Origin of the sequence: Paraburkholderia sp. Ac-20340, assembly GCF_017104965.1 — a bacterium.
Classification (GTDB): Bacteria; Pseudomonadota; Gammaproteobacteria; order Burkholderiales; family Burkholderiaceae; genus Paraburkholderia.
The window spans coordinates 62,236-86,949 of sequence record NZ_JAAGPR010000015.1 but is presented as its reverse complement, the minus strand read 5'-3'; the positions used below and the strand labels follow the sequence as shown (position 1 = coordinate 86,949).

23 protein-coding genes, 2 tRNA genes and 1 pseudogene are annotated in these 24,714 nt (G+C 65.6%); 9 read left to right on the top strand and 17 right to left on the bottom strand.

Translation table 11 applies throughout. The features are described from left to right. The first annotated feature begins 23 nt into the window (after nt 1–23). Nucleotides 24–2,168, top strand: coding sequence for an ATP-dependent helicase (locus tag G3N59_RS19300; protein WP_346777904.1), 2,145 nt, complete (start codon nt 24–26; stop codon nt 2,166–2,168). Nucleotides 2,169–2,219: 51 nt separating this feature from the next. Here G3N59_RS19300 and G3N59_RS19295 read toward each other — a convergent pair whose 3' ends face one another. From G3N59_RS19295 to fdxA, 10 genes and pseudogenes are all read right to left on the bottom strand, one after another. After that, nucleotides 2,220–2,969, bottom strand: coding sequence for a DUF4088 domain-containing protein (locus G3N59_RS19295; RefSeq protein WP_205984222.1), 750 nt, complete (start codon nt 2,967–2,969; stop codon nt 2,220–2,222). A gap of 242 nt (nt 2,970–3,211) precedes the next feature. Next, nucleotides 3,212–3,535, bottom strand: a complete 324-nt coding sequence (locus tag G3N59_RS19290; protein ID WP_205984221.1) for an AzlD domain-containing protein — start codon at nt 3,533–3,535, stop codon at nt 3,212–3,214. 119 nt (nt 3,536–3,654) lie between these two features. Then, nucleotides 3,655–4,281: pseudogene (locus G3N59_RS19285) on the bottom strand (AzlC family ABC transporter permease); the annotation flags it as partial. Nucleotides 4,282–4,476: 195 nt separating this feature from the next. Continuing rightward, a complete protein-coding gene (locus tag G3N59_RS19280) occupies nt 4,477–5,331 on the bottom strand; it encodes an AraC family transcriptional regulator (protein ID WP_205984220.1) in 855 nt (284 codons plus the stop codon). A 29-nt stretch (nt 5,332–5,360) separates the two neighbouring features. Next, entirely contained in the window at nt 5,361–5,837 is a 477-nt protein-coding gene (locus G3N59_RS19275) for a CreA family protein (RefSeq protein WP_205984219.1), read from the bottom strand. A 62-nt stretch (nt 5,838–5,899) separates the two neighbouring features. Continuing rightward, entirely contained in the window at nt 5,900–6,241 is a 342-nt protein-coding gene (locus G3N59_RS19270; protein WP_205984218.1) for a type II toxin-antitoxin system RelE/ParE family toxin, read from the bottom strand. Next, nucleotides 6,238–6,540, bottom strand: a complete 303-nt coding sequence (locus G3N59_RS19265) for a type II toxin-antitoxin system ParD family antitoxin (RefSeq protein ID WP_205984217.1) — start codon at nt 6,538–6,540, stop codon at nt 6,238–6,240. Before G3N59_RS19265 ends, G3N59_RS19270 begins: the two co-directional genes overlap by 4 nt. A gap of 105 nt (nt 6,541–6,645) precedes the next feature. Further along, nucleotides 6,646–6,721 (bottom strand) — tRNA-Asn (locus G3N59_RS19260). 68 nt (nt 6,722–6,789) lie between these two features. After that, nucleotides 6,790–6,865, bottom strand: a tRNA-Asn gene (locus G3N59_RS19255). Nucleotides 6,866–7,073: 208 nt separating this feature from the next. Next, the gene (gene fdxA / locus G3N59_RS19250) at nt 7,074–7,397 is read right to left on the bottom strand and encodes a ferredoxin FdxA (RefSeq protein WP_205984216.1); all 324 of its coding nucleotides are present in this window, start codon (nt 7,395–7,397) and stop codon (nt 7,074–7,076) included. Between the two features lie 388 nt (nt 7,398–7,785). Between fdxA and pncB the strand changes: the two genes are divergently transcribed. The 5 genes from pncB (at nt 7,786) to rmuC (ending at nt 13,739) form a co-directional block, all read left to right on the top strand. Beyond that, nucleotides 7,786–8,988: a nicotinate phosphoribosyltransferase gene (gene pncB / locus G3N59_RS19245; RefSeq protein WP_205984215.1), complete on the top strand. Its 1,203-nt coding sequence runs from the start codon at nt 7,786–7,788 to the stop codon at nt 8,986–8,988. A gap of 98 nt (nt 8,989–9,086) precedes the next feature. Further along, nucleotides 9,087–9,758: a lactate utilization protein C gene (locus G3N59_RS19240; protein ID WP_205984214.1), complete on the top strand. Its 672-nt coding sequence runs from the start codon at nt 9,087–9,089 to the stop codon at nt 9,756–9,758. Continuing rightward, nucleotides 9,748–11,181, top strand: coding sequence for a sodium:proton antiporter (locus G3N59_RS19235; RefSeq protein ID WP_205984308.1), 1,434 nt, complete (start codon nt 9,748–9,750; stop codon nt 11,179–11,181). Before G3N59_RS19240 ends, G3N59_RS19235 begins: the two co-directional genes overlap by 11 nt. A 63-nt stretch (nt 11,182–11,244) precedes the next feature. After that, the gene (locus G3N59_RS19230; protein ID WP_205984213.1) at nt 11,245–12,234 is read left to right on the top strand and encodes a D-glycerate dehydrogenase; all 990 of its coding nucleotides are present in this window, start codon (nt 11,245–11,247) and stop codon (nt 12,232–12,234) included. After that, nucleotides 12,231–13,739 carry a DNA recombination protein RmuC gene (gene rmuC, locus G3N59_RS19225; protein ID WP_205984212.1) on the top strand — a complete coding sequence of 503 codons (1,509 nt, stop codon included), beginning with the start codon at nt 12,231–12,233 and terminating at the stop codon, nt 13,737–13,739. The genes G3N59_RS19230 and rmuC overlap by 4 nt, the downstream gene beginning before the upstream one ends. Before the next feature lie 112 nt (nt 13,740–13,851). Here the strand turns inward: rmuC and G3N59_RS19220 are convergent, their stop codons facing one another. The 7 genes from G3N59_RS19220 to G3N59_RS37450 form a co-directional block, all read right to left on the bottom strand. Beyond that, on the bottom strand, nt 13,852–14,349 hold the full coding sequence (locus G3N59_RS19220; protein ID WP_205984211.1) for a GNAT family N-acetyltransferase: 498 nt from the start codon (nt 14,347–14,349) through the stop codon (nt 13,852–13,854). Beyond that, nucleotides 14,349–14,624 carry a hypothetical protein gene (locus G3N59_RS19215; protein ID WP_027817320.1) on the bottom strand — a complete coding sequence of 92 codons (276 nt, stop codon included), beginning with the start codon at nt 14,622–14,624 and terminating at the stop codon, nt 14,349–14,351. Before G3N59_RS19215 ends, G3N59_RS19220 begins: the two co-directional genes overlap by 1 nt. Nucleotides 14,625–14,708: 84 nt before the next feature. Continuing rightward, a complete protein-coding gene (gene glp, locus G3N59_RS19210) occupies nt 14,709–16,013 on the bottom strand; it encodes a gephyrin-like molybdotransferase Glp (protein WP_205984210.1) in 1,305 nt (434 codons plus the stop codon). A gap of 116 nt (nt 16,014–16,129) precedes the next feature. Further along, entirely contained in the window at nt 16,130–16,759 is a 630-nt protein-coding gene (mobA, locus tag G3N59_RS19205; protein WP_205984209.1) for a molybdenum cofactor guanylyltransferase MobA, read from the bottom strand. Nucleotides 16,760–16,826: 67 nt separating this feature from the next. Beyond that, nucleotides 16,827–17,945, bottom strand: a complete 1,119-nt coding sequence (gene moaA, locus G3N59_RS19200; RefSeq protein WP_205984208.1) for a GTP 3',8-cyclase MoaA — start codon at nt 17,943–17,945, stop codon at nt 16,827–16,829. A gap of 248 nt (nt 17,946–18,193) precedes the next feature. Further along, a complete protein-coding gene (locus tag G3N59_RS19195) occupies nt 18,194–21,607 on the bottom strand; it encodes an Rne/Rng family ribonuclease (RefSeq protein WP_205984207.1) in 3,414 nt (1,137 codons plus the stop codon). A gap of 886 nt (nt 21,608–22,493) precedes the next feature. Then, nucleotides 22,494–22,622, bottom strand: a complete 129-nt coding sequence (locus G3N59_RS37450) for a hypothetical protein (RefSeq protein ID WP_321817793.1) — start codon at nt 22,620–22,622, stop codon at nt 22,494–22,496. On the opposite strand from G3N59_RS37450, the gene G3N59_RS19190 reads away from it, so the two are divergent. The 3 genes from G3N59_RS19190 (at nt 22,575) to G3N59_RS19180 (ending at nt 24,667) form a co-directional block, all read left to right on the top strand. Continuing rightward, the gene (locus G3N59_RS19190; protein ID WP_321817786.1) at nt 22,575–23,504 is read left to right on the top strand and encodes an RluA family pseudouridine synthase; all 930 of its coding nucleotides are present in this window, start codon (nt 22,575–22,577) and stop codon (nt 23,502–23,504) included. The two genes, G3N59_RS37450 and G3N59_RS19190, sit on opposite strands and share 48 nt — an antisense overlap. Nucleotides 23,505–23,618: 114 nt before the next feature. Beyond that, the gene (locus G3N59_RS19185; protein ID WP_205984205.1) at nt 23,619–24,278 is read left to right on the top strand and encodes an HAD-IA family hydrolase; all 660 of its coding nucleotides are present in this window, start codon (nt 23,619–23,621) and stop codon (nt 24,276–24,278) included. Further along, nucleotides 24,275–24,667, top strand: coding sequence for a Rieske 2Fe-2S domain-containing protein (locus G3N59_RS19180; RefSeq protein ID WP_205984204.1), 393 nt, complete (start codon nt 24,275–24,277; stop codon nt 24,665–24,667). The genes G3N59_RS19185 and G3N59_RS19180 overlap by 4 nt, the downstream gene beginning before the upstream one ends. Nucleotides 24,668–24,714 lie beyond the last annotated feature (47 nt).

Sequence of the window (24,714 nt, the reverse complement as noted above, 5' to 3'; positions counted from 1 at the left end):
CCCGACTCTTGCCCACTGCCGCCGTGTCTACCGTCTCCCTCGCCGATTCTTCTCCAGCCGAAGCGGGCTTCGATGCCGCGGCCTATCTCGCGAAGCTCAACGAGGCGCAGCGCGCAGCGGTCGAGCATGGCGGGCCGCAGGCCTTCGCGCCGGGCGCCGTACTGCCGGAACCGCTGCTCGTGATCGCCGGTGCGGGATCGGGCAAGACCAATACGCTGGCCCATCGCGTCGCGCATCTGGTCGTCAATGGCGCCGATCCGCATCGCATCCTGCTGCTAACTTTCTCGCGCCGCGCGGCGCAGGAGATGACGCGCCGCGTTTCGCGCATCGCTCAGGGCGTATCGGGCGCGGCAGCCACGCTGTCGAAAGGCCTGACGTGGGCGGGCACGTTTCACGGCATCGGCGCGCGTTTGCTGCGCGAATACGCCGAGCAGATCGGCCTGTCGCCCGCATTCACAATCAACGACCGCGAAGATTCCGCCGATCTCATGAACCTGATTCGCCATGAGTTGGGATTGTCGGCGAAAGAGAAGCGATTTCCGGCTAAATCGACCTGTCTGGCGATCTACTCGCGCGTAGTGAACACGGGCGATTCGCTCGCCAACGTGCTGGCACGCTCGTTTTCGTGGTGTCTCGAATGGGAGCCGCAACTGCGCGCGCTGTTCGCCGCCTACACCGAGGCCAAGCAGAAGCAGAACGTACTGGATTACGACGATCTGCTCTTATATTGGGCGCATATGGCGGCAGAACCGGCTATCGCCGCCGATCTTGCTGCGCGCTTCGATCACATTCTCGTCGACGAATACCAGGACACGAACCGGCTGCAGGCGTCCATCCTGCTCGCGCTCAAGCCGGACGGACGCGGGCTCACCGTTGTCGGCGACGATGCGCAGGCAATTTACTCGTTTCGTGGCGCAACGGTGCGCAACATCCTCGATTTCCCCGCGCATTTCGATCCGCCGGCGCGCCAGGTGACGCTCGAGCGCAACTACCGCTCGACCGAGCCGATTCTCGCCGCTTCGAATGCTGTGATGGACGCCGCCGCCGAGCGCTACACCAAGAATCTCTGGACCGACAAGGCCTCGCAGCAGCGCCCGCGCCTCGTGACCGTCGCCGATGAAAGCACGCAGGCGCGTTACGTCGTCGAGCAGATTCTGGAGGCGCGCGAAGGCGGCATGAAGCTCAAGCAGCAGGCCGTGCTGTTTCGCGCCGCGCACCATAGCGCGACGCTCGAAATCGAACTCGCGCGTCGCAATATCCCGTTCGTGAAGTTTGGCGGCCTGCGTTTCCTGGACGCCGCGCACGTCAAGGACGTGCTGGCGGTGCTGCGCTGGGCCGAGAATCCGCTCGATCGCGTGGCGGGTTTTCGCGTGTCGCAGTTGATGCCCGGCGTCGGGCCGGCCACGGCGGCGCGTTTGCTCGATCAGGTTGCGGCCTGCACGGGCGCTTATCGCGCGGCGCAGGCGCTGGCCGCGTTCGCGCCGCCGCCGCGCGCCGCCGAAGACTGGCCGGCGTTCACCGCGCTGATCGACAATCTCGGCGCGCGCGCCACGCCCTGGCCCGGCGAATTCGAGCGCGTGCGGCGCTGGTACGAGCCGCATCTGGAGCGCAATCACGAAGACGCCCAGGTGCGCATGGCCGATCTGCTGCAGATGGAAAGCATCGCCAGCACCTATGCTTCGCGCGAGCGCTTCCTGACCGAGCTGACGCTCGATCCGCCCGACGCCACCAGCGCCGAATCGGCCGATCCGCTGCTCGACGAGGATTACCTGATTCTCTCGACGATCCACTCGGCCAAAGGGCAGGAGTGGCGCAACGTGTTCGTGCTCAATGGCGTGGACGGCTGCATTCCCTCCGATCTGGGCGCGGGCAGCGACGAGGAACTGGAAGAGGAGCGCCGCCTGCTCTACGTGGCGATGACGCGTGCGAAGGAAGATCTGCACATCGTCGTGCCGCAGCGCTTTTATGTGCACAACCAGGCGGCGTCGGGCGACCGGCACGTGTGGGCGTCGCGCACGCGGTTTATCGGTGCGCCGATGCTGCCGCTGTTCGAATCGTGCGCCTGGCCGGCGCCGCCCGTGGTGACTGCGCCGAGTGCGGCGGGGCTGGCCGCCGCGGCGCGCGCGAAGGTGGAAATCGGCGCGAAGCTGCGCAAGATGTGGGAGTAAGCGTGCCGCCGATGTCGCGGCCGCAGGGGCCGCGTCGGGGTCGAAGGTGGCTTAGCGCGGCTGGTTCTTCGGCGGCGGTACGAAGAAGTTGCGCAGCCAGGCGGCGAGGCGCGTGAACACGTCGTCGGGTTCTTCGAGGAAGATTTCCGGCTTCAGCAGACGCAGGTATTCCATGATCTGCTGCGCTTCCTGCTTCTGGAACGTGCCGTGCGTGATGCCCATGCGCAGCAGGCCGCGCAGCTCGCCCAGACGCTCGCGCGCCAGACTGCCGGTGGACTGTTCGCAGCCGATCTTCGCTTCGTAGACACGCTGGCGCAACGATTCCGCGAGGCGCCACGCGGGCGTCTGCATCGTCTCTTCGAGCGTCTGGATGTCCTGCACGCTCGACTTGATCTGGGCGGCGAGCGGGTCGATCAGCGCTTCTTCGCCTTGGGCCTCGGTCACGATCGCCGCGGCCCAGTCACGGCACTGCTTGGTCAACTCGTCGGGCGTCCATTCGGGGCGCGATGCGACACCGAAGCCGAACTCGCTCGCCTGGCGCAGCAGGATCGCAACGACTTGCGGAAATTCCTTGTCGAGCGTGCGCTTGGCCCATGCGTACTGGCCACCCTGCAACAGACGCTGCACCGCCTGCTCGGTGAGCGGCGTCATGTTGTCGAGCAGCTTCGCGCGCAGGAAATCCTCAAACGACGGCGTCAGAAACTGCGGGTCGAGCTTGAGCGAGACGCGCAGGAACGCGTCGAAATCCTTGCGCAGCGACGCAAGCGTTTCATCCTTGAGATTGAGGGTGATGTGCCCCATTGTGGTTGCCCCGGTGTATTCCTGGCCGTGCCTGGTGTTGCCGTACCTGACGGTGCCGGGCAGGTGCCTGGCATTGCTTGGCGGTACCTGGCCTGCTTCGTCGCCGCTGGCGCCAAAGCAGGCCTCGTCGGTTTAACGGCTTACGGGGGCGAAACTTGAGCGTTGCCAGTCGATGGACTGCTCGAAATCCCCAGGCGCTTGCGTTGGCGCGCTGGTGCGTTCGTGCGTCAGGGCGTCGGGCGTTAGCGCAACACCACGCCTTGCCAGAGAAAGAACACGCCGAGCCCGGCAGCGATGGTCAGCAGCGGCCGTCTGGTGAGCAGACTCGCCGCAATGGCCGCCAGCGCACCGACAAGCTGCGGATTGCGCCAGGTCAGCTCGGCGTTCTGGCCATGCGGCGAAACGGCCATCGGCACGATGATGGCGGTGAGCACGGTGACCGGCACGAAGCCCAGCGCGGTGCGCACGAGCGGCGGAAACACCACGCGTTCGCCGAGCACGAAGACGGCGGCGCGCACGACCCAGGTGATCAGCGCCATGCCGAGAATCAGGGCGACGTAGTTCATTGACGGCCTCCGGCGATGGCGTGCGGGTTTTGGGGTTGGTGCGCGGCGGGGGGCGACGCGCGGTTCGTTTGCGCGCCGGCATCGCTCGAATCGGCCGATTCCAGCGGCTTGCGCGGCCGCGACAGCGCGACGCCAACCGCCACGCCCGCCAGCACCGCGCCCAGCAAGCCGAGCTTGTACGGCCAGGCCTGCCAGAAAAAGGCGAGCGCGCCCGCCGTCACGGCCGCGGCGACATAACGCAAGGCGACTAGCTGCGGCACGACGATCGCGATAAACGTGGCGACCATCGCGAAATCGAGTCCGAGCGACTGCAAACCGGGAAAGGCCGCGCCGAACAGCAGGCCCAGCGCCGTCCAGATCTGCCAGTTCAGGTACATCGACAGCCCCGAGCCGAGGAAATACCACGGCGAGACCTCGCCCGGCGCATGGCGGCGGTAGTGCGCCCAGACCACGGCGAACACTTCGTCGACGAGCACGCCGCCAAGCGCGAGGCGCCAGCGCAGCGACAGGTGCGAGATATAAGGCGCGAGCGTCGCGCTATAGAGCACGTGCCGCAAATTGACGATGAAGGTGGTGGCCAGGATCACCGTAAAGCTCGCGTGCGAGGCGATCAGCCCGAGCGCGATGAACTGCGCGGAACCGGCGAACACGGCGAGCGACATCAGCTGGCCGTGCCAGAGCGCGAGCGGGCCCGTCACGACGAGCGTGCCGAAAATCATGCCGAAGGGCGCCGCGCCGACCAGCATCGGCAGCGTGTCGCGCGCGCCCGCGACGAATTCCTTGAAACGGTGGGGATGCGTGGTCAAACCGGTCTCCTGATAGGGAGAGCCAGCTTAGCGGGTGGCGACGGGCGTGGCTTGTACGTTCTTGCGGTGCTGGGGCGCGATCAGCGCTGGTCCGGCACGGTTCGGGCCGGGTTCAAGCCCGGTTTAAGTCCGGTTTTAAGCCATCTGCCAGCGCCCGGGCGGCACGCCGAACATGCGGCGGAAGTGGCGCGTGAAGTGACTCTGATCCGTGAAGCCCTGTGCGGCGGCCACATCGGCGACCGATACGCCCGCGCGCAAGGGCGCGAGCGCGCGCTGCAGCCGCAGTTGCGTGCGCCAGGCGTGCGGCGGCAAACCGGTGGCCTGGGTGAAAAGCCGCGTCGCATGAAAGGGCGAAAGACCGACGGCCACGCCCAGATCGGCGACCCGCAACTGCGTGGTGAGATCGGCGGCGAGCAGCGCTTTCATGACCTCGACGCGCGGCTCATCCGGCGCACCGGCAAGCGGGGCGGCGCGGGTGCGCGCGTGACGGGTGAGCAGAGTGGACAGCGCGTCGATCAGCGCGTCTTCGGCGGCGAGCAGATCGGCGGGCGCGGGCGCCGGGCCTTCGGCCGCCTGCGCTTCCATCAGGCGATGCGCCCGCGAGACGCGGCGCGCGAGATCGATGTCGCGGATCACCTCGGCATCGAACCACGGCAGCGGCTGCGCGCGGCCCGCGATCTCGCTGGCGAGATCATGCAGGTAATCGACCGGCACATACATGACGCGGTAGCGCCAGCCTTCATCGACGGCGCGCGCGCCGTTATGGATCTCGCCGGGATTGATGACGGGCACGCTGCCCGCTTCCGCAACGTGGCGCGTGCCGCTGTAGCGAAACCACTCGGCGCCTTCCTCGATCACGGGGACCGTGTAGGTATCGTGCCAGTGCGACGTGAACTCGTGATCGTGATACTCGGCCGTGAGCAGCTCCGCGCCGGGCAGGAGCGGCGAGCGCCAGTAACGGGCGGAATCGCGAAAACGGGAGAGGGCCATGACACAGATCCTGCGACGATCCCTGCAGTTTAGCGCACCGGAATGGTGGTGCCGGCGGGCATCGGGACGGCGGTGACGCTGTTCTTCGCGCTGCCGCTGACGACGCGGTCGCTGTAGGTCAGATAGACCAGCGCGTTGCGTTTCGTGTCGACCACGCGAACCACGTGTAGCGTCTTGAACAGGAAGGACATGCGCTCGCTGAAGACATCGGCCTGTTGCTTGAGCGGGGCGGCGAAGCTGATCGGCCCGACCTGACGGCAGGCGATGGATGCTTCGGTCGGATCTTCGGCGATGCCGAGCGTGCCTTTCACGCCGCCGGTGCGCGCGCGCGACACGTAACAGGTGACGCCTTGCACCGCGGGGTCGTCGTAGGCCTCGACGACTACCTTGTCGGAGCCGGTCATGCGGAAGTTGGTGTTCACGCTGCCGATCTGCTCGGCGTGGGCCGCGCCCATGACAAGCACGCTCGCGCAAAGGGCTGACGCAAGTTGGCGGATCGTTTTCATGCGGATTCCCGAGAATGTTGAAGCTGTATTATCGGGCAGGGTGGGGCGATTGGCTGTGACGGCTAGACGTGTGCCGGCAAATCCATGGCTTCATGCAGAATGCGCAGCACGTCGATGCGCTGTTTTTCTTTTTCCGAAACGCGAAACACCACGAAATGCCGGCCTCGACGACGATTGCGGGCGACGTGCAATGTCATGATGCCGGGTCCGATTTCGTTGCGTTGGCGAACACCGGGCATGTCTGGTCCGAAAGACAAATCCTGCAGCGTTGTCGAGATCGTCAGCGCGTAGTCACGCGTTTGCGCCTGACCGAATTTTTCGGCCGTCCAGCGCAAAATATTGCGGAAGTCCTGTTGAGCCAGATCGGCGAGTGCGATGTGCCAATCTCCCTTGACCGTGCTCATCGCGTGCGTTTCGTCGCGTCAGGTGCAGCAAGGACATCATCGGTGATTGCATCGAGAAATTCACCGAGCGCCGCAGCGGACGAGAAGTTCTTCGAACGTCCATCATCGATATCTGCGATGCCCGCACGAGTAGCGTCGCGCAGCGCTTCGAGCTTTTCCTGCATTTCCACTTCTTCGCGCTCGATCAAACGCAATCCAGCCCGCAGAACTTCGCTTGCGTTCTGGAATCGGCCGGAATTGACGAGGGAGTCGACGAGATGGGCTTGCCGGTCGGTGAGGACGACATTGCGGGTGGGCATGGCTGCAGCCTTCGGCATGAGTTGATTGGCAGATTATGCCATCAAACACCTTGCGCCACCCCAAAAGAAAAAGCCGTTGCGTGAGACACGCAACGGCTTCGATTTTGGCTCCCCGACCTGGGCTCGAACCAGGGACCTACGGATTAACAGTCCGGCGCTCTACCGACTGAGCTATCGGGGAACAGCAGTACATCTACAGCTTTAACTTCTTTAAAAAGTCCGTTGTGATTAACGGGCTTTTGAAAATTCTGGCTCCCCGACCTGGGCTCGAACCAGGGACCTACGGATTAACAGTCCGGCGCTCTACCGACTGAGCTATCGGGGAATCAACAAAAGCAGAGAACGAGATTCTATGGGGTCTGGCGCAGTCTGTCAACACCCATTCGTCATCTTATTTTTCTTCCCGATAAAAAACCGTTTCGGGAGTGGGTGACGATACCGCAGAGGCTGCAGATACGGCGCCGGACTGCACGTAGGTCACTATCGGGACGTACAGCCGATACGTGCAGCCGGCGCGCGCCGACTCATCCAGATTAACGAGCCAGCAGTGCGAGCTTGTCCTTCACGTCCTTGAATTCTTCGGCTTCCGGCAGCGCGGGCTTGGTCTTGGTGATGCTCGGCCAGCTCTTTGCCAGTTCGGCGTTGAGTTCGGTGAAGTGTTGTTGATCGCCAGGGACGTCTTCTTCAGCGTAAATGGCGTTCACCGGGCACTCGGCCACGCACACAGCGCAGTCGATGCACTCGTCCGGGTCAATCGCGAGGAAGTTGGGACCTTCGCGAAAGCAGTCCACCGGGCACACATCGACGCAGTCGGTATAGCGGCACTTGATGCAGCTTTCGGTCACAACGTGGGTCATTCAGGCAGCTCCTGCAAGCTTTTGTATTGGGGATGGCGCTGGGTTGGGGCGCGCCAAAAGCGGTATTGTAACTGAATGGGAAATTCCCTATCCACACCCTCGCGGCACCGTTTATATCGTTTCGTGATTAGTTTATGCGGTGTTGCGTGGGCTTCGCATACTCACGCGCGCAAGTGCAACGCAAGACCGATCGGCCGGTTTTTTGCGCAATATCCCTGCGCGCGCCACGGTCGTGCGAGTCGCACCGCGTCCGAATGCCGCATTCGGGTAACATGGGCGCACCGCTGATGCCCGCCGCCCGCCGGCGTCGCCGCTTGCCCCACGAGGCGCGGCAGTCGCTCGGGAAGGAGAGGTGGGCGCCCTCCGATTGCAGTCCGGCTAGTCAATCATGGTCATAACTTCGCTGCTCGATACCGATCTGTACAAATTCACGATGATGCAGGTGGTGCTGCATCATTTCCCCGCGGCCAACGTGGAATATCGCTTCCGCTGCCGCACGCCCGATGTCGATCTCGTGCCTTATGTGGATGAAATCCGCAGCGAGATCTCCAAGCTTTGCCGTCTGCGCTTTGCCGAGCCCGAGCTCGAGTATCTGCGCAAGATGCGCTTCATCAAGGGCGATTTCATCGACTTTCTCGCGCTGTTCCATCTGAACGAGAAGTACATTTCGGTCACGCCTTCGCCGAAGAACAACGGCGAAATCGACATCGAGATCAAAGGGCCGTGGCTGCACACGATCCTCTTCGAAATCCCGGTGCTGGCGATCGTCAACGAAGTCTATTTCCGCAACACGCAGCATCATCCGCAGTACGAGGAAGGCCGCGAGCGTCTGCGCCGCAAGATCGAACTGCTGGGCGCGAAGCCCGAATTCGCCGATTGCAAGATCGCCGATTACGGCACGCGCCGCCGTTTCTCCAAGCGCTGGCACGAAGAGGTGATCCTCACGCTCAAGGAAGATCTGGGCGAGCAGTTCACCGGCACGAGCAACGTGTACTACGCGATGAAGCACAATCTCACGCCGCTCGGCACGATGGCGCACGAGTATCTGCAGGCGTGCCAGGCACTCGGGCCGCGTCTGCGCGACTCGCAGATTTACGGCTTCGAGATGTGGGCGAAGGAGTATCGCGGCGATCTGGGGATCGCGCTGTCGGACGTCTATGGCATGCAGGCCTTCCTGCGCGACTTCGACATGTACTTCTGTAAGCTCTTCGACGGCGCGCGCCACGATTCGGGCGATCCCTTCGAGTGGGGCGAGCGCCTGCTCAAGCATTACGAAGACAATCGCGTCGACGCGCGCACCAAGACCATGATCTTCTCGGACGCGCTCGATATTCCGAAGGTGCTGAGTCTTTACGAGCGTTTCGGCGACCGCTGCCGTCTGGCCTTTGGCGTCGGCACGAATCTGACTAACGATCTTGGTTATCAGCCGCTGCAGATCGTCATCAAGATGGTTCGCTGCAATGGCCAGCCGGTTGCCAAGCTGTCCGATTCGCCGGGCAAGAACATGTGCGACGACAAGGCGTATCTCGCCTATCTGCGCCAGGTGTTCGGCATCGAGCAGCCGACGGAAGTGGAGATCGCGGGCGCCTAAGCGCCGCGCCCGAGCCGTCAAAACACGAGGCGGTGCGCCGGTATAATCGGCGCGCCGCCTTTTTTCTTGGGCCTTTCTTCTTTTTGACGAGGACGTTCATGGATACCACGGCCGCTCGACGCAGCATCCTCGCGCGCATCCGCGCGGCGCAGGGCCGTGCGGTGACGTCGCCCACGCCCACGCCGCACGAGCGCGAAGCCGTCGCCGATTACCTCGCGCGTCATCCGGAAGGTCCGCGTCCGCCGCTCGAAGGCGACCTCGTCGCGCATTTCGTCGAGCAGGCGCAGAAGATGGCCACGACCGTCGACGAAGTCGCGCAACTCGCCGACGTGCCCGCCGCCGCGGCGCGCTATCTCGCCGCGCGCGCGTTGCCGACGCAGGCGGTCGCGTGGCAAACGCTCGAATCGTTCGACTGGGCAGGCGCGGGCTTGAGCGTCGCATTCCGCAAACCCGAAGATCGCGATCTCGTCGGCCTGACGGGCTGTTTTTGCGCGACGGCGGAAACCGGCACGCTGGTGCTGCTTTCCGGTGCGCAGACGTGGGCATCGGGTGCGCTGCTGCCTGAAACGCACATCGCCGTGGTGCCGGCTTCGCGCATCGTCGCCGGTCACGAGGATGCCTTCGCGCTCATGCGCGCCGAACGCGGCGAGCTGCCGCGCGCGGTCAACTTCGTGTCGGGGCCGTCGCGCACCGGCGATATCGAACAAACGATCGTTCTGGGGGCGCATGGGCCGTATCGCGTGCATGTCGTGGTTGTGCATGGCGCGTGAGGGCTTGCAACGCGTATTGAAGGGCGGTGCGCTGGCTTTGGCGGTATTCGCCGCGCCAGGCGCACACGCGGCCAGTGTCGATGGCGCGACGCTCAGCGCTTTCTGGGGCTTGCCGTTCGCGCTGATGCTGCTGTCGATCGCGCTCCTGCCGATGTTCGCGGCGACGTTCTGGCATCACCACTTCGGCAAGATTTCGGCGTTCTGGGCGCTGGCGTTTCTGCTGCCGTTTGCCGCGACGCACGGTGTATCGGCGACGTATCCGCTCTTTCTGCACGCGCTCGTCGATGAATACGTGCCGTTTATCGTGCTGCTCGGCGCGCTCTATACGATCGCGGGCGGCATCTGCATCTACGGCAATCTGCGCGGCTCGCCGCGCACGAATACGGTGATTCTTGCGCTGGGCACCTTGCTCGCAAGCGTGATGGGCACGACCGGCGCGGCCATGCTGCTGATCCGGCCGCTTCTGCGCGCCAACGACAACCGGCGGCATAACGTGCATGTGGTCGTGTTCTTCATCTTTCTCGTCGCGAATGCGGGCGGTTCGCTCACGCCGCTCGGCGATCCGCCGCTGTTCCTCGGCTTTCTCAATGGCGTGAGTTTCTTCTGGACTACGCAACATCTTGCGTTGCCGATGCTGTTCGTCTGCGCCGTGCTGCTGGCTGCGTTCTGGCTGATCGATACGTGGTACTTCCGCCGCGAAGGCGAAACGCGCGCCGCAGTGCTCGACCCGACGCCCGATACGCGCAGCCTCAGCATCGGCGGCAAGTTCAACTTCGTGCTGCTCGCGGGCGTGATCGCGCTGGTGCTGATGAGCGGCGTCTGGAAGCCGGGCATCGCCATCGATCTGCCGGGCGCGCGACTCGAACTGCAGAACCTCGTGCGCGACGCGGGTCTGCTTGCGCTGGCGGCGATCTCGCTCTTTTGCACGTCGCGCGAAGCCCGCACGGACAACGGTTTCGACTGGGCGCCGATCGCCGAAGTCGCCAAGCTTTTCGCGGGCATCTTCGCGACCATCACGCCGGTGATCGCGATGCTGCGCGCGGGCGAGGCGGGCGCGTTTGCGGCGCTGATCCAGTTCGTCAACGATGCGCCGGGCCAACCCAACGACGCGCTCTACTTCTGGGCGACGGGTTTGCTGTCGTCCTTCCTCGACAACGCGCCGACCTGGCTCGTGTTCTTCAATCTCGCGGGCGGCGATGCGCCCACGCTCATGACAAGCGGCGCGCGCACGCTCGCGGCGATCTCCGCGGGCGCGGTGTGGATGGGCGCGATGACCTATATCGGCAACGCGCCGAACTTCATGGTCAAGGCCATCGCACAGCAGCGCGGCGTGCGCATGCCGGGTTTCTTCGGCTACCTCGGCTGGTCGTGCGTGGCGCTCACGCCGGTGTTCGCCGTGGCGACCTGGCTGTTCTTCGTTTAGCCTGATCGCGCGACAATGTAGCCCGGCGGTAACGAACCAACCTCAGCAGTGTGGAGAGCAACGATGCAAAAGATTCTCGTGGCGCGCCCGATCTTTCCGGACGTGATCGACCGGCTCAAGCAGTATTTCGACGTCGACTGGAACAACGGCGAAACGCTGTCCGCCGACGCCCTCAAGGCGCGTCTGGCCGACAAGGACGGCGCGCTCACCATGGGCGAGCCGATCGATGCATCGGTGCTGGCGGCCGCGCCGCGTCTGCGTGTGGTCTCGAACATGGCGGTGGGCTACAACAACTTCGACATGACGGCCTTCAACGCGGCCAACGTGCTCGGCACCAACACGCCCGACGTGCTCAACGAAACCACCGCCGATTTCGGCTGGGCGCTGATGATGGCGGCCGCGCGCCGCGTCACCGAATCGGAACACTATCTGCGTGCGGGCCAATGGCAGAAGTGGTCGTTCGACATGTTCCTCGGCGCGGATATTCATGGCGCGACGCTCGGCGTGATCGGCATGGGCCGCATCGGCCAGGCGCTGGCGCGCCGCGCGAGCGGCTTCAACATGCGCGTGATCTATCACAACCGTTCGCGCGTCGCGCCGGAGATCGAGCGCGAACTGAACGCCGAATATCGTTCGAAAGCGGACCTGCTCAAGGAAGCCGATCACGTCGTACTGGTGCTGCCCTACACGCCGGAGAACCATCACACGATCGGCGCGGCCGAACTCGCGCTGATGAAGCCCGCGGCCACGCTCACCAACATCGCGCGCGGCGGCATTGTCGACGATGCGGCGCTGGCCGACGCGCTGCGCACGCGTCGCATCGCATCGGCGGGCCTCGACGTGTTCGAGGGCGAGCCGGCTCTGCATCCGGCGCTGCTCGAAGTCGATAACGTGGTGCTGACGCCGCACATCGCCAGCGCGAGCGAAGGCACGCGCCGCGCGATGGCCAATCTCGCCGCCGACAACCTGATCGCCGCACTCGGCGAAGGTCCGCGCGCCGGTCAGCCGGCCAATCCGATCAACCCCGACGTGCTGGGGCGCGCGCGTTCATGAGCGTCGAGTCGTTGATGGCGATCGCCTTGCTGGTGCTGGCGATCGCTCTGGCGGTTTCGATCGTCGCGTTGCTGCGCGCGCGGCAGGGCGCGCATGGCCATGACGATGCGACGCTCGACGCGCTCGATCAGTTGAGCGATCGGCTGTCGGGCGCCAGCGAAACGCAGGCGCGCGCGGCCGAGCGTATCGAGCGCGAATTGCGCAACGAAATCGCCCGCACGGCGCAGGCGTCGCGCAGCGAATTCGGCGGCGGCTTCGGCCAGGTGCAGCAGGCGCTGGCGGCGCATCTCACCAGCATCGCGACGGTGCAGAACGGCCAGCTCGACAGCTTCGCGCAGCAGCTCGCCAAGCTCAGCGAGACCAACGCGCAGCAACTCGACGCCGTGCGCCAGAGCCAGCAGGTGCAGGCGCAGCAGGCGCGCGAGGAGCAGGGCGCGGCGCTGCGTCAGTTCGGCACTTTGCTCGGCCAGCAGGTCGCGCAGATGATCGAGGCCAACGACCGGCGTCTGACCGAGGTGCGCGCGACGCTCGAACAGCGTCTGAAGGATATCGAGGCGAACAACGCGGCCAAGCTCGAAGAGATGCGCCGCACCGTCGACGAAAAACTGCACGCGACGCTGGAGCAGCGTCTGGGCGAGTCGTTCAAGCTGGTGTCGGATCGTCTCGAACAGGTGCATCGCGGCCTGGGCGAAATGCAGACGCTGGCGGCCGGCGTGGGCGATCTCAAGAAAGTGCTGACCAACGTGAAAACGCGCGGCACCTGGGGCGAAGTGCAGCTCGAAGTGCTGCTGGAACAGATGCTCACGCCCGAGCAGTACGCGAAGAACGTCGCGACCGTGCCGGGCAGCAGCGAGCGCGTGGAGTTTGCGATTCGCCTGCCGGGGCGCGGCGTGAAAGCGGGCGATTCGAGCGCGGTGACGGACGCGCCGGTCTGGCTGCCCGTCGATGCCAAGTTTCCGCGCGAAGACTACGAGCGTTTGATCGATGCGCAGGAGCGCGCCGATCTCGCCGGGATCGAGGAAGCGGGGCGGGCGCTGGAGGCACGCGTGCGCGCCGAAGCTCGCACCATCGCCGAAAAATACGTGTCGCCGCCGCACACGACGGATTTCGCGCTGCTGTTTTTGCCGACCGAAGGGCTGTACGCGGAGATCCTGCGTCGCCCGGGTCTCACCGATCTGTTGCAGCGCGACTATCGCGTGAGCGTGGCGGGGCCGACTACGCTCACGGCCTTGCTGAACAGTTTGCAGATGGGTTTCCGCACGCTGGCCATCGAGAAACGTTCGAGCGAAGTCTGGCAGGTGCTGGGCGCGGTGAAGACGGAGTTCGGCAAGTTCGGCGATGTGCTCGCGCGTACCAAAACGCAACTGGAAACGGTGACGCGTTCGATCGAAGCCGCCGAGGTGCGCACGCGCGTGATGAACCGCAAGCTGCGCGACGTCGAGGCGCTGCCGGGCGAGGAAGCGTCGGATCTGCTCGGCGATGGCTTGCGCACCGGGGACGAATAGCGCGGATGAATCGCGCAGCTTCCAGCAGCGCAGCTTCCAGGCGCGCAGCCAAAGCAAACGGGCCGTCCGCAACACTGCGGACGGCCCGTTTTTTCGTTTGGCCTGAATCGGCTTAAGCGATGGCCGCTTGGTCCGGCGCGGCGAGCTTGTCGAGTGCGTCGCCCGTCACGCGCACGATGCGCCAGTCGGAATGGATGGTCGCGCCCATCTTCTCGTAGAAGCGGATGGCCGGCTCGTTCCAGTCGAGCACGCTCCACTCGAAGCGCGCACAGTTGCGCTCGACCGCGATGGCCGCGAGCGCGCGCAGCATCGCCGTGCCCAGACCCGTGCCGCGTTGCTCCGGCTTGACGTAGAGATCTTCCAGATACATCCCGCGCCGACCGATAAAGGTCGAGTAGTTGTGGAAGAACACCGCGTAGCTCACGATCTGCCCCGCGTCTTCGGCGACCAGCGCCTCGGCGGCCGGATGCGCGCCGAACAGCGCGTCGCTCAGCAATTCGGGCGTGCCGGTGAACAGATGCGTGAGCTTCTCGAACTCGGCGAGCTCGTACATCAGCGCGTGAATGGCGCCGACGTCGGCGGGTGCTGCGGCGCGGATCGTCGCGGACATCAGGCTTCCTCGGGGACGTCGGAGAGATGGATCTCGATGCCGCCGAAGCGCGACGCCACCCAGTTGTACAGATGGCAGGCGATCCACAGCAGCACGAAGCCGACGATCGCATTGAGGATCAGCGCGCTGAACACGGTGCCCAGTTCGAAGGTGCCGTAGCGGAAGAACGCGACCACGGCGACGAGCAGCACCACCGGCACGCTGAAGGTGAGGTACACGAGGATGAGCGCCTTGGCGGTTTGCCCCGCGGCGATGAACGAGATCTGTTTTTTCATGTGAGTCGGTCCGTAGGTCGAGTGGACGTAGCGTGTCGTTGCTGTGTCGTTGACTGATAAAAAGCGGCTGGTAGGGGCGCTGCGCTAAACGAGACCGTCGAACAGCATGATGTCGACGGCGTCGCCGGCATCGAGACTGTCGGCCTCATGGGCGAGCACGATAAAGCAGTTTGCTTCGCTCATGGTGCTCAGCGCGCCAGAACTTTGCGAGCCTGTAGGCGTGACGCGCCACTGGCCCTGCGCGTCGCGTTCGGCGATACCGCGCTGGAATTCGGTGCGGCCGGGGCGTTTGCGGATCGGCGCATCGCAGCGCGCGGGAATCAGCGGTACGGGCTGCGGCTGCGCGCCCGACATCGCGATCAGCGCGGGGCGCACGATCTGGTAGAAGCTCACCATAGTGGCGACCGGATTGCCCGGCAGGCCGAACAGCAGCGCCGCGCGGCCCGCGCCGGGACGGCCGCCCGACCAGATGCGGCCGAACGCGAGCGGGCGGCCCGGACGCATGGCGAGACCCCAGAAGGTCACGTCGCCGAGCGTCTGCAACTGGGTGCGCGTGAAGTCGGCTTCGCCAACCGAAACGCCGCCCGACGTAAGCACGACATCGGCGCTTTCGGCGGCTTGCAGCAGCGTGGCGGCGAGCGCATCGGGATCGTCGCGCACGACGCCCAGATCGATCGGCTCGACGTTCAGGCGTTGCAGCATCGCGCCGAGCGTATAGCGGTTGCTGTCGTAGATGCTGCCCGCGTCGAGCGTCTGGCCCGGCGAGCGCAATTCGTCGCCGGTCGAGAAATACGCCACGCGCAGACGCCGCTTGACCTTCACATCGACGAGACCGAGCGAGGCCATCAGGCCGATGTCGCTGGCGCGCAGCACGCGGCCCGCACGCAGCGCCGCGCTGCCGCGCGCGAGGTCTTCGCCCTGGCGGCGGCGGTTCGCGCCAGGTGCGACGGCGTTGGCGGCAAAGGTGATCGCATGCTGGCTGGCGGTGACGCTTTCCTGCGGCACGACGGTGTCGCAGCCTGCGGGCATCGGCGCGCCCGTCATGATGCGCACGCATTCGCCCGCGGCCACCGCGCCCGTGAACGGATGACCGGCGAACGCCTTGCCCGCCACCTGCAAGGTCAGCGCGCCTTCGCGCTGCGCGAGCACGGCGCTGTCGAAGGCATAGCCGTCCATCGCCGAGTTGTCGTGCGCGGGCACATCGATCGGCGAGATCACGTCTGTCGCGAGGACGCGTGCGAGCGCGTCGCGCAGCGGTACGCGTTCGCCTTGCGCGAGCGGCGTCACCCATTGCAGCACGATGGCCTGGGCGGCACTGACGGGCAAGGCTTGAGGATCGAACTGGCCGAGGCTTCCGGCGCTCGCGGAGAAAATGTTAGGCGTGGTCATGGGGTGAAGAAGCGTCGCGTTCGCACGCATTCGCACAACGGCTGCGGCGATCGTCCTGGGAGGTGCCTGAAGCCCGCGTCATGCAGAGCGCATGGAGCGGCGGTGGACTGTGCCGGTCAGGCACGGTCGAAGTCGGCGAGTTCCTGCAGGGAGTTGACATTGTAAAACGCACGTTCGTCGGCAAAGCTTACGACGGCCGCCGTGTGGCGCGCGTACCACGCGCGGACCTTGCGCTCGCCGGCGTCGAGAAAGGCGGCGAGGTCGTCGGCGAGCGAGGTGCGCAGCAGGGCGAAGACCGGGTGCAGGCTGACTTCGCCGGCGGCGTCCGTGGTCTGGGCCGTGACGATGGCGGCGCCGTGTTCGCTCGCCGCTGCGCTCAGGCGCGTGGCGAGATCGGCGGGCAGCCACGGCGAATCGCAGGGCGCGCTCAGCAGCCAGCCGGTGCGCGCGGCACGCAGGCCGGCGAGCAGACCGGCGAGCGGGCCGGGGTAGTCGGGCAGCGTATCGGCGAGCACCGTGGCTTGCCAGGGCGCGCCGAGCGTCGCGTACACGTCCTGATTGCGGTTCGCGCTGATCGCGAGCGTGCCGACCTGAGGCGCGAGACGCGCGAGCACGTGGGCCGCGAGCGGCTGGCCGTGCAGCAACTGCAGGCCTTTATCGGCGCCGCCCATACGCTGGCCGCGGCCGCCCGCGAGCACAAGACCGGTGATATCGGAAACGGGGAGAGCGGCGCGGGTGTCGGGCATCGGCAAAACGGGTGAAGGGAGCGCGAGGCGCTCAAGCAGGAAGCGGACGGCCTGTCCCGCGAAGGGATCAGCCGCCGATATACGACATTTCGATACGGCGCTCGTCGCTCGAAGCCGGGGCTTCGGCGCTGCCGCGCAGTTGCGAGTAGCGGTCGGCGCGCTGTTCCCAGATCTGCGCGATGGCGGCGGAAATGGCCGCGTCGCTGGCTTCGCCGCGCACGAGCGCGCGCAGATCGTAGCCCATCGAGGCGAACAGGCACAGGTACAGCTTGCCTTCGGTCGACAGGCGCGCGCGCGTGCAGTCGCCGCAGAAGGCGCGTGTGACGCTGGAAATCACGCCTATTTCGCCTGCGCCGTCGGCATAGCCCCAGCGCTGTGCGGTTTCGGCCGCGCTGTGCGCTTCGAGCGGCACGAGCGGGAAATGCTCGGCGATACGCGCGACGACGTCGGCGGACGGCAGCACTTCGGCCATGTTCCAGCCGTTGGTCGCGCCCACGTCCATGTATTCGATAAAGCGCAGCGCCACGCCCGAGCCGCGGAAGTGGCGCGCGAGCGGCACGATCTCGCCGTCGTTGGTGCCGCGCTTGACGACCATGTTGACCTTGAGCGGCGCGAGACCGACCGCCTGCGCGGCGGCGATGCCGTCGAGCACGTCGCCGACCGAAAAGTCGGCGTCGTTCATGCGGCGGAACAGGGTGTCGTCGAGCGCGTCGAGACTCACGGTCACGCGCGTGAGCCCGGCGTCGCGCAGCGCGCGCGCCTTGCGGGCCAGCAGCGAACCGTTGGTCGTGAGCGTGAGATCGAGCGGCGCGCCGTCGAGCGTGCGCAACGCGGCAAGCCGCTCGATCAGGAATTCGATGTTTTTACGCAGCAGCGGCTCGCCGCCCGTGAGGCGGATCTTGGTCACGCCCTGCGCGACGAAAAGCCGCGCGAGACGTTCGATTTCCTCGAGCGAGAGCAGGGCGGAATGCGGCAGGAACGGATAGTCCTTGTCGAAGACCGCGCGCGGCATGCAGTAGACGCAACGGAAATTGCAGCGGTCTGTCACCGAGATGCGCAGGTCGCGCAGCGGCCGCGCGAGCGCATCGACCACTTCGCCGGACGGCGCACGCGCGCCAGCCGCCGCCGGTTTGAGACTCGGCGGCAGGGAGCGGGCATCGGCAACAGGGATGATGCGTCGGGACATGTTTTCTACGTTCTGCGTAAGACTTGCGCTACAAATTTCAGCCTGGACTTTGGCGGCAGCCTTGGCTGCAACTTCGCGCGATGTTTCGATTTTAGCCGAAGGACCCACTGCTCACCGACGAGGGTGAACGCTGATATATCAAAAAAAAGCCCGCCAATATATGGCGGGCTTTTTGCTGCAATGCGGCGATCAGGCTGGCACCGGAACTATCCGCGAGGAAGGTATCCGGTGCCTGAACGCCATCAGGCTTACGCCTGACGGTCGGTTTCGACCTGTTGCATCGGCGTGGCGTCGACGGCCGGCAGCGCCTTGCGCTCGCGCGGCACGCGCGCGGGCTTCACCAGCTGGGCGGCAGCGTCCTGCGCAGCGCGCAGCTTGGTCGTGTCGGTATTCACCCACACGAGGCCAACCGATTCGAGCATCGGGGTCAGGTCGGCAGCGGGGGCTGCGGCAGCCGTTGCTGCGGTTTCGACTTGAGCCGGAGCTGCGGTTTCGACTTGAGCCGGAGCTGCGGTTTCGACTTGAGCCGGAGCGACTGCTTCGACCGGGGCCGGAGCGGCTGCGGTTTCAACCTGCGTCTGCACCGGCGTTGCCACCGGAGTTGCCACCGGAGTTGCCACCGACGTTTCCACCTGAGCCAGTTCGACGCGCGTTTCGACCGGAGCCGGTTGCGCGACTTCGGCTTGCTGCGCTTCGACGCGGTCTTCGCGCACCGGGATCTCGGCGACAGGCGCCTCGACCGGTGCCGCAGCGGCTTCGACCGGCGCTTGCGCGACGGGTTCGGCGGCTACCGGCGCTGCTTCGACCGGAGCGGTGGTCTCGACTGCCTTCAAGGTTTCAACCGGCGCGGCGGTTTCGACTGCGACCGGCGCAACCGGAGCCGAAGCAACGGTCTCGACCGGCGTTGCAGCCTCAACCGGAGCGACAACCGGAGCGACAACCGGAGCGACAACCGGAGCAACCGGAGCAACCGGCGCTTCCGGCGCCTTTTGCACTGCCTGCACGGCTTCTGCTGCTGCAGCCGCTGCGACCGGCAGTGCCGTCACCACGACCGTCTCGGCAACGGCGCTGTGGACGACGGCTTCCTGCGCGGGGGCTTCGGCTTGCGTTTCGGCTTGCGCTTCAACTGCTGCGCCTTCTTCGCCTTCCGCACCTTCCATCACTGCCGAACCGTCTGCATCGCGCTCGCGACGACCACCACGACGGCCGCGACGACGACGACGACGCTCTTCACCTTGCGGCGCTGCGCCATCTTCATCGAAACCTGCCTGGTTCACGCCATCGGTGAGGGCGGCTTGAGCGGCGTCAGCGGTTTCCGCATCGGCGCCGGCACTGGCGGCTTCGAGGCGGGCTTCCTGCGCCTCGGCGGCTTCGCCCGGCTGCTGCTGACGACGGCGTTCGCCGCGTTCCTGACGCTCGCCGCGCTCGCCACGTTCTGCGCGCTCACCGCGTTCACGGCGCTCGCCACGTTCCTGGCGTTCGCCGCGCGGTGCGGCTTCGGCTGCTTCGTTGCGGTCCTGACCACGTTCGACGCGCTCGATGCGCTGCTCACGCGGTTCGCGCTCGCCACGGCCTTCACGTGCTTCACGCGGCTCGCGTTGCTCACGCGGTGCGCGCGGCTCACGGGCTTCACGCGGCTCACGTTGCTCGCGCGGCTCGCGGGCTTCGCGTTCCGGGCGGCCTGCCTGTGCCGTTTGGCCGGCTTGACCTGCCTGCGCCGACTGAGCGCCACGCGTGCCGGTCGCGCCTTCGCCACGGCCTGCGCCGTCACGGCCGCCGCTACGGCGGTTGCGGTTGCGGTCGCCCGAAGCGGACTTGTCGCCGCGCTCGCCGCCGCGCTCAGCGCGTTCACCACGCTCGGCGCGTGCCGGACGTGCAGCCTTGTCCTGCTGGACAGCCGGTGCCGGTGCGGGTGCCGCAGCCGGTGCGCCGCCAAACAGACGCTTGATGAAACCGAAGAAACCACCGCCGGCCGGTGCAGCTGCAACCGGTGCGGCCACGGGCGCTGCCGCCACCGGCTTGACCGGTGCGGACGGCGCCGGACGCTCCGGCGTGATGCCCTTCACAGCGGCTTCCTGCTTCGGCTTGGCTTCGGCGTTGCGCTTGCTGTAACCGGTTTCCGATTCCAGTTCGCGAGCCGCTTCTTCGGCCAGCTTCCACGAAGCGCGCGGATCGTCCAGACGTGCATCGTCGTGACGCAGGCGCTCGAGCTTGTAGTGCGGCGTTTCGAGGTGCTTGTTCGGGATCAGCACGACGCCGACCTTGAAGCGCGACTCGATCTTGTTGATTTCCGCACGCTTTTCGTTCAGCAGGAAGGCGGTCACTTCGACCGGCACCTGGCAATGGATTGCCGCGGTGTTTTCCTTCATCGCTTCTTCCTGGATGATGCGCAGGACCTGAAGCGCCGACGATTCCGTATCGCGGATATGACCCGTGCCGTTACAGCGCGGGCAGGTGACGTGGCTGCCTTCCGAGAGAGCCGGGCGCAGACGCTGGCGCGACAGCTCCATCAGGCCGAAGCGCGAGATCTTGCCCATCTGCACGCGTGCGCGGTCGTGGCGCAGGGCGTCCTTCAGGCGTTGCTCGACTTCGCGCTGGCTCTTGGCCGACTCCATGTCGATGAAGTCGATCACGATCAGGCCGCCGAGGTCGCGCAGACGCAGCTGGCGCGCGACTTCGTCGGCGGCTTCCAGGTTGGTGCGTGCGGCCGTTTCCTCGATGTCGGCGCCCTTGGTGGCGCGCGCCGAGTTCACGTCGATGGCGACCAGCGCTTCGGTGTGGTCGATCACGATCGCGCCGCCCGAGGGCAGCGGAACGGTGCGCGAGTAAGCCGTCTCGATCTGGTGCTCGATCTGGAAGCGCGAGAACAGCGGCACATCGTCGTGATACCGCTTCACCTTATTGACATTGTCCGGCATCACGATATCCATGAAGGCGCGTGCCTGGTCATAGATTTCGGTGGTGTCGATAAGGATTTCGCCGATATCGGGCTGGAAGTAGTCGCGGATCGCGCGGATCACGAGGCTCGATTCCAGATAGATCAGCATCGGCTGACCGGTCGTGCCGGCCTGCGAGGCGGCTTCGATCGCGCGCCACAGTTGCAGCAGGTAGTTCAGGTCCCACTGGAGCTCTTCGGCGGAGCGGCCGATGCCGGCCGTGCGCGCGATGATGCTCATGCCTTCCGGCAGTTGCAGCTGCGCCATGGTTTCGCGCAGTTCCTGACGGTCATCGCCCTCGATGCGGCGCGACACGCCGCCGCCGCGCGGGTTGTTCGGCATGAGCACGAGGTAGCGGCCGGCGAGCGAGATGAACGTGGTCAGGGCTGCGCCCTTGTTGCCGCGTTCTTCTTTTTCGACCTGAACGATCAGTTCCTGGCCTTCCTTGAGGGCGTCCTGGATACGCGCACCGCGCATGTCCACGCCGTCGCGGAAGTATTGGCGGGCGACTTCCTTGAACGGCAGGAAGCCGTGACGATCTTCGCCGTAGTTCACAAAACACGCTTCGAGCGACGGCTCGATGCGGGTCACGATCCCCTTGTAGATGTTGCCTTTGCGCTGTTCGCGACCGGCGGTTTCGATGTCGATGTCAATCAGCTTCTGTCCATCGACGATGGCGACGCGCAGTTCTTCCTGCTGCGTCGCGTTGAACAGCATTCGTTTCATTGAACGACTCCAGTGCGGCTTCGCGCGCCACCCTGACCTGAAAGGCGCCCGGCGCTTCGCCGGGCTGCACAGGAGGGGCGGGCAGCGGCAAGCCGCGCCTTATTGTGTTTTCACAAGCACGCTGGAGCGGGAAAGATGGCGGGGAGAATTGCCGTTGGAGCGGCCGCCGGCGTTGTGTTGCCAGGAACGGGCCGCGTGGGCACATGCGAAATACGTCTTCAAGAAGCGAAGAGACGTGCCGCCGGGGCACGGTTTTTCCTGCGCTTCCAACTTCCGGTCCGGCTGCTGCGTGCACCGGCGGCAAACTGCGCCACGCACGACCGCAACAGGATAAAAAACCGCAGCCGCGAACTACGCGCGCTGCTGGCTGGACCGGCTTCACGGCCTTCGCTGGAAAGCAGAAGTGCCGCGTATGGGAAGCTAACAGGAACGCCCGTCTTCCCCCTCGGGTGTCTCAACACCTTTGACGTCGCCATGTCCCGCACATTGCCGGGACGCTTCGGGCGCTCGCCGTATTTTCGCCACCGTCGTGTCGTACCGCGGCCACACAGAAATCGTTCAGGGCACGCGGCGCGACGCGCCGGATGAATTCTTTATACCAACCTTCCGTTACCGTCGGAGCCCGGTGCGACCGAACGTGCCTGTGGGCGCCGTCCCTGCCGTCGGGTGTTCCGTGCGTGCAACTCGTTGCTTCTCGTATGAACAGGGTGAGCAACCAACCCCGGGCGCAAGTAAAATAACGGTTTATCGCTTGCTGCCTGCGCATTTCGCGTGGTCCAGGTCCGGAAGATCCCCCTTGGATAGCCATCGGGCGGATCGGGAACTTTATGGCCGTTGGGCCTACCTTCGCGTCAGCGTTGGGCAAATTATATTCAGAATGAAAGGGTTAGGCAAAATATCCCAGAATCAGGTCGCAGCCGACCAGGTTTCTATCGTCGAAATCGATGACGGCGCCGCCGGTCAGCGGATCGACAATTTCCTCCTGCGCGTCTGCAAAGGCGTGCCGAAAAGCCACATCTATCGCATTTTGCGCAGCGGGGAAGTGCGTGTGAATAAGGGCCGGGTCGATGCGCAGTATCGGCTCGAGCTGGGCGATCTGGTGCGCGTGCCGCCCATCCGTATCGCCGAGAAAACCGCGCCGGAGTCGGCGCCGGTGCCTGCCGCCGAGTTCAAGGTGCTCTTTGAGGACGAAGCGATGCTGGTGATCGACAAGCCGGCCGGCGTGGCCGTGCATGGCGGCAGCGGCGTGGCCTTCGGCGTGATCGAGCAGTTGCGCGAGGCGCGGCCGCAGAGCAAGTTCCTCGAACTCGTGCACCGTCTCGACCGCGAAACCTCGGGCGTGCTGATGCTGGCAAAAAAGCGCGCGGCGCTGGTGGGTCTGCACGAGCAGATCCGCGAAAACAAGACCGACAAGCGTTATTACGCCTGCGTGCACGGCGACTGGGCCAGCGACTGGGGCCGCCGCCGCGCGGTCAAGGAACCGCTGCACAAGTATCTGACCCCGGAAGGCGAGCGCCGCGTGCGCGTGCAGCCGGACGGTCTGCCGTCGCATACGGTGTTCAATCTGGTCGATCGCTGGCCGCAGTACGCGCTGCTCGAAGCCGAACTCAAGACCGGCCGCACGCACCAGATTCGCGTGCATCTGGCGCATCTGGGCCTGCCGATCGTCGGCGATGCCAAGTACGGCGATTTCGCCCTCAACAAGGAACTCGCGCGCGCCAATGCGAAACCCGGCGTCAAGCGCATGTTCCTGCACGCGCACCGTCTCAAGATCACGCACCCGATCACCGGCGCGCCGCTGCAGTTCGAAGCGCCGCTGCCGCCGGAGCTGCGCCGCTTCGTCGATCAACTGCGTGCGCAGCGCGAAGCCGGTGGCGAGGACGCCGCCGCGCCCTGACCCCAATGAGGGTTGGAACACGTTGCGGCCGCGTTGTGCGCCTGAAAGGCACAATGCGGCCCGACGAATGAAATACACCGTACTCAAGAACAACAGTGTTTGGAGAAGGACCGAATGGCCCGACAGCAATTTGACCTGATTGTGTTCGACTGGGACGGCACGCTGATGGACTCGACCGCCCACATCACGCGCAGCATCCAGGCCGCCTGCCGCGACCTGGGCCTGCCCGTGCCCGGCGACGAGGCCGCGAGCTACGTGATCGGCCTTGGCCTGCGCGAGGCGCTGCAGATCGCCGCGCCGACGCTCGATCCGGCCGACTACCCGCGTCTGGTGGAGCGCTATCGCATCCACTATCTGCTCAAGGATCAGCAGACCGAGCTGTTCGCGGGCGTGCGCGACATGCTCACCGAACTGCGCGACACCGGCTATCTGCTCGGCGTGGCGACCGGCAAGAGCCGCGTGGGCCTGAACCGCGCGCTCGCCGACTCGAACCTCACGAGTCTTTTCGACGGCACGCGTTGCGCCGACGAAACCTTCTCGAAGCCGCATCCGGCCATGCTGCACGAACTCACGCGCGAACTGGGGCAGGATCTGGGCCGCACCGTGATGATCGGCGATACCACGCACGACCTGCAGATGGCCGCGAACGCGGGCGCAGCGGGCGTGGGCGTGGGCTATGGCGCGCATTCGGCCGCGTCGCTCGAGGCGCTTGCGCCCCAATACATCGCCGCCGACGTGGCCGGACTGGCGGCCTGGCTGCGGGAGCACGCATGAGCGAAACGCGGCATGCTCCGGTGCGCGTCTGCGCCGCTGAGGCGCTCGCCGAAGGCGGCGCGGGCCAGCGCATGGACGCGACCTACGCGGGCGGGTCGGCCGTGGTGTTCTTCGTGCGCTTCGGCGGCGAGGTCTACGGCTACCTGAACCGCTGCGCGCATGTGCCGATGGAACTCGACTGGGTCGAAGGACAGTTCTTCGAATCGTCGGGGCTCTATCTGATGTGCGCGACGCACGGCGCGATCTATCAGCCCGAAACCGGCAAATGCGTAGGCGGCCCTTGCCGCGGCGGGCGTTTGCGTGCGGTGAAGGTCGAAGAACGCGACACGCCCGAAGGCCGTGCGGTATTCTGGCTGCCGGACGACGACCTGCATCCGGCCCCGATCTGATTTCCCGCCGTTTCCCTTGGCGCTTCCTTCGCTGATTTCACCGCTCA

Coding starts and splice junctions, on each gene's coding strand:
- G3N59_RS19195 (WP_205984207.1), bottom strand. CDS start 21,607: ATGAAACGAATGCTGTTCAACGCGACGCAGCAGGAAGAACTGCGCGTC.
- G3N59_RS19185 (WP_205984205.1), top strand. CDS start 23,619: ATGGCCCGACAGCAATTTGACCTGATTGTGTTCGACTGGGACGGCACG.
- mobA (WP_205984209.1), bottom strand. CDS start 16,759: ATGCCCGACACCCGCGCCGCTCTCCCCGTTTCCGATATCACCGGTCTT.
- G3N59_RS19240 (WP_205984214.1), top strand. CDS start 9,087: ATGGATACCACGGCCGCTCGACGCAGCATCCTCGCGCGCATCCGCGCG.
- G3N59_RS19270 (WP_205984218.1), bottom strand. CDS start 6,241: ATGAGCACGGTCAAGGGAGATTGGCACATCGCACTCGCCGATCTGGCT.
- pncB (WP_205984215.1), top strand. CDS start 7,786: ATGGTCATAACTTCGCTGCTCGATACCGATCTGTACAAATTCACGATG.
- G3N59_RS19265 (WP_205984217.1), bottom strand. CDS start 6,540: ATGCCCACCCGCAATGTCGTCCTCACCGACCGGCAAGCCCATCTCGTC.
- rmuC (WP_205984212.1), top strand. CDS start 12,231: ATGAGCGTCGAGTCGTTGATGGCGATCGCCTTGCTGGTGCTGGCGATC.
- G3N59_RS19215 (WP_027817320.1), bottom strand. CDS start 14,624: ATGAAAAAACAGATCTCGTTCATCGCCGCGGGGCAAACCGCCAAGGCG.
- G3N59_RS19180 (WP_205984204.1), top strand. CDS start 24,275: ATGAGCGAAACGCGGCATGCTCCGGTGCGCGTCTGCGCCGCTGAGGCG.
- G3N59_RS19295 (WP_205984222.1), bottom strand. CDS start 2,969: ATGGGGCACATCACCCTCAATCTCAAGGATGAAACGCTTGCGTCGCTG.
- G3N59_RS19230 (WP_205984213.1), top strand. CDS start 11,245: ATGCAAAAGATTCTCGTGGCGCGCCCGATCTTTCCGGACGTGATCGAC.
- G3N59_RS19275 (WP_205984219.1), bottom strand. CDS start 5,837: ATGAAAACGATCCGCCAACTTGCGTCAGCCCTTTGCGCGAGCGTGCTT.
- moaA (WP_205984208.1), bottom strand. CDS start 17,945: ATGTCCCGACGCATCATCCCTGTTGCCGATGCCCGCTCCCTGCCGCCG.
- G3N59_RS19280 (WP_205984220.1), bottom strand. CDS start 5,331: ATGGCCCTCTCCCGTTTTCGCGATTCCGCCCGTTACTGGCGCTCGCCG.
- G3N59_RS19220 (WP_205984211.1), bottom strand. CDS start 14,349: ATGTCCGCGACGATCCGCGCCGCAGCACCCGCCGACGTCGGCGCCATT.
- G3N59_RS19235 (WP_205984308.1), top strand. CDS start 9,748: ATGGCGCGTGAGGGCTTGCAACGCGTATTGAAGGGCGGTGCGCTGGCT.
- glp (WP_205984210.1), bottom strand. CDS start 16,013: ATGACCACGCCTAACATTTTCTCCGCGAGCGCCGGAAGCCTCGGCCAG.
- fdxA (WP_205984216.1), bottom strand. CDS start 7,397: ATGACCCACGTTGTGACCGAAAGCTGCATCAAGTGCCGCTATACCGAC.
- G3N59_RS19290 (WP_205984221.1), bottom strand. CDS start 3,535: ATGAACTACGTCGCCCTGATTCTCGGCATGGCGCTGATCACCTGGGTC.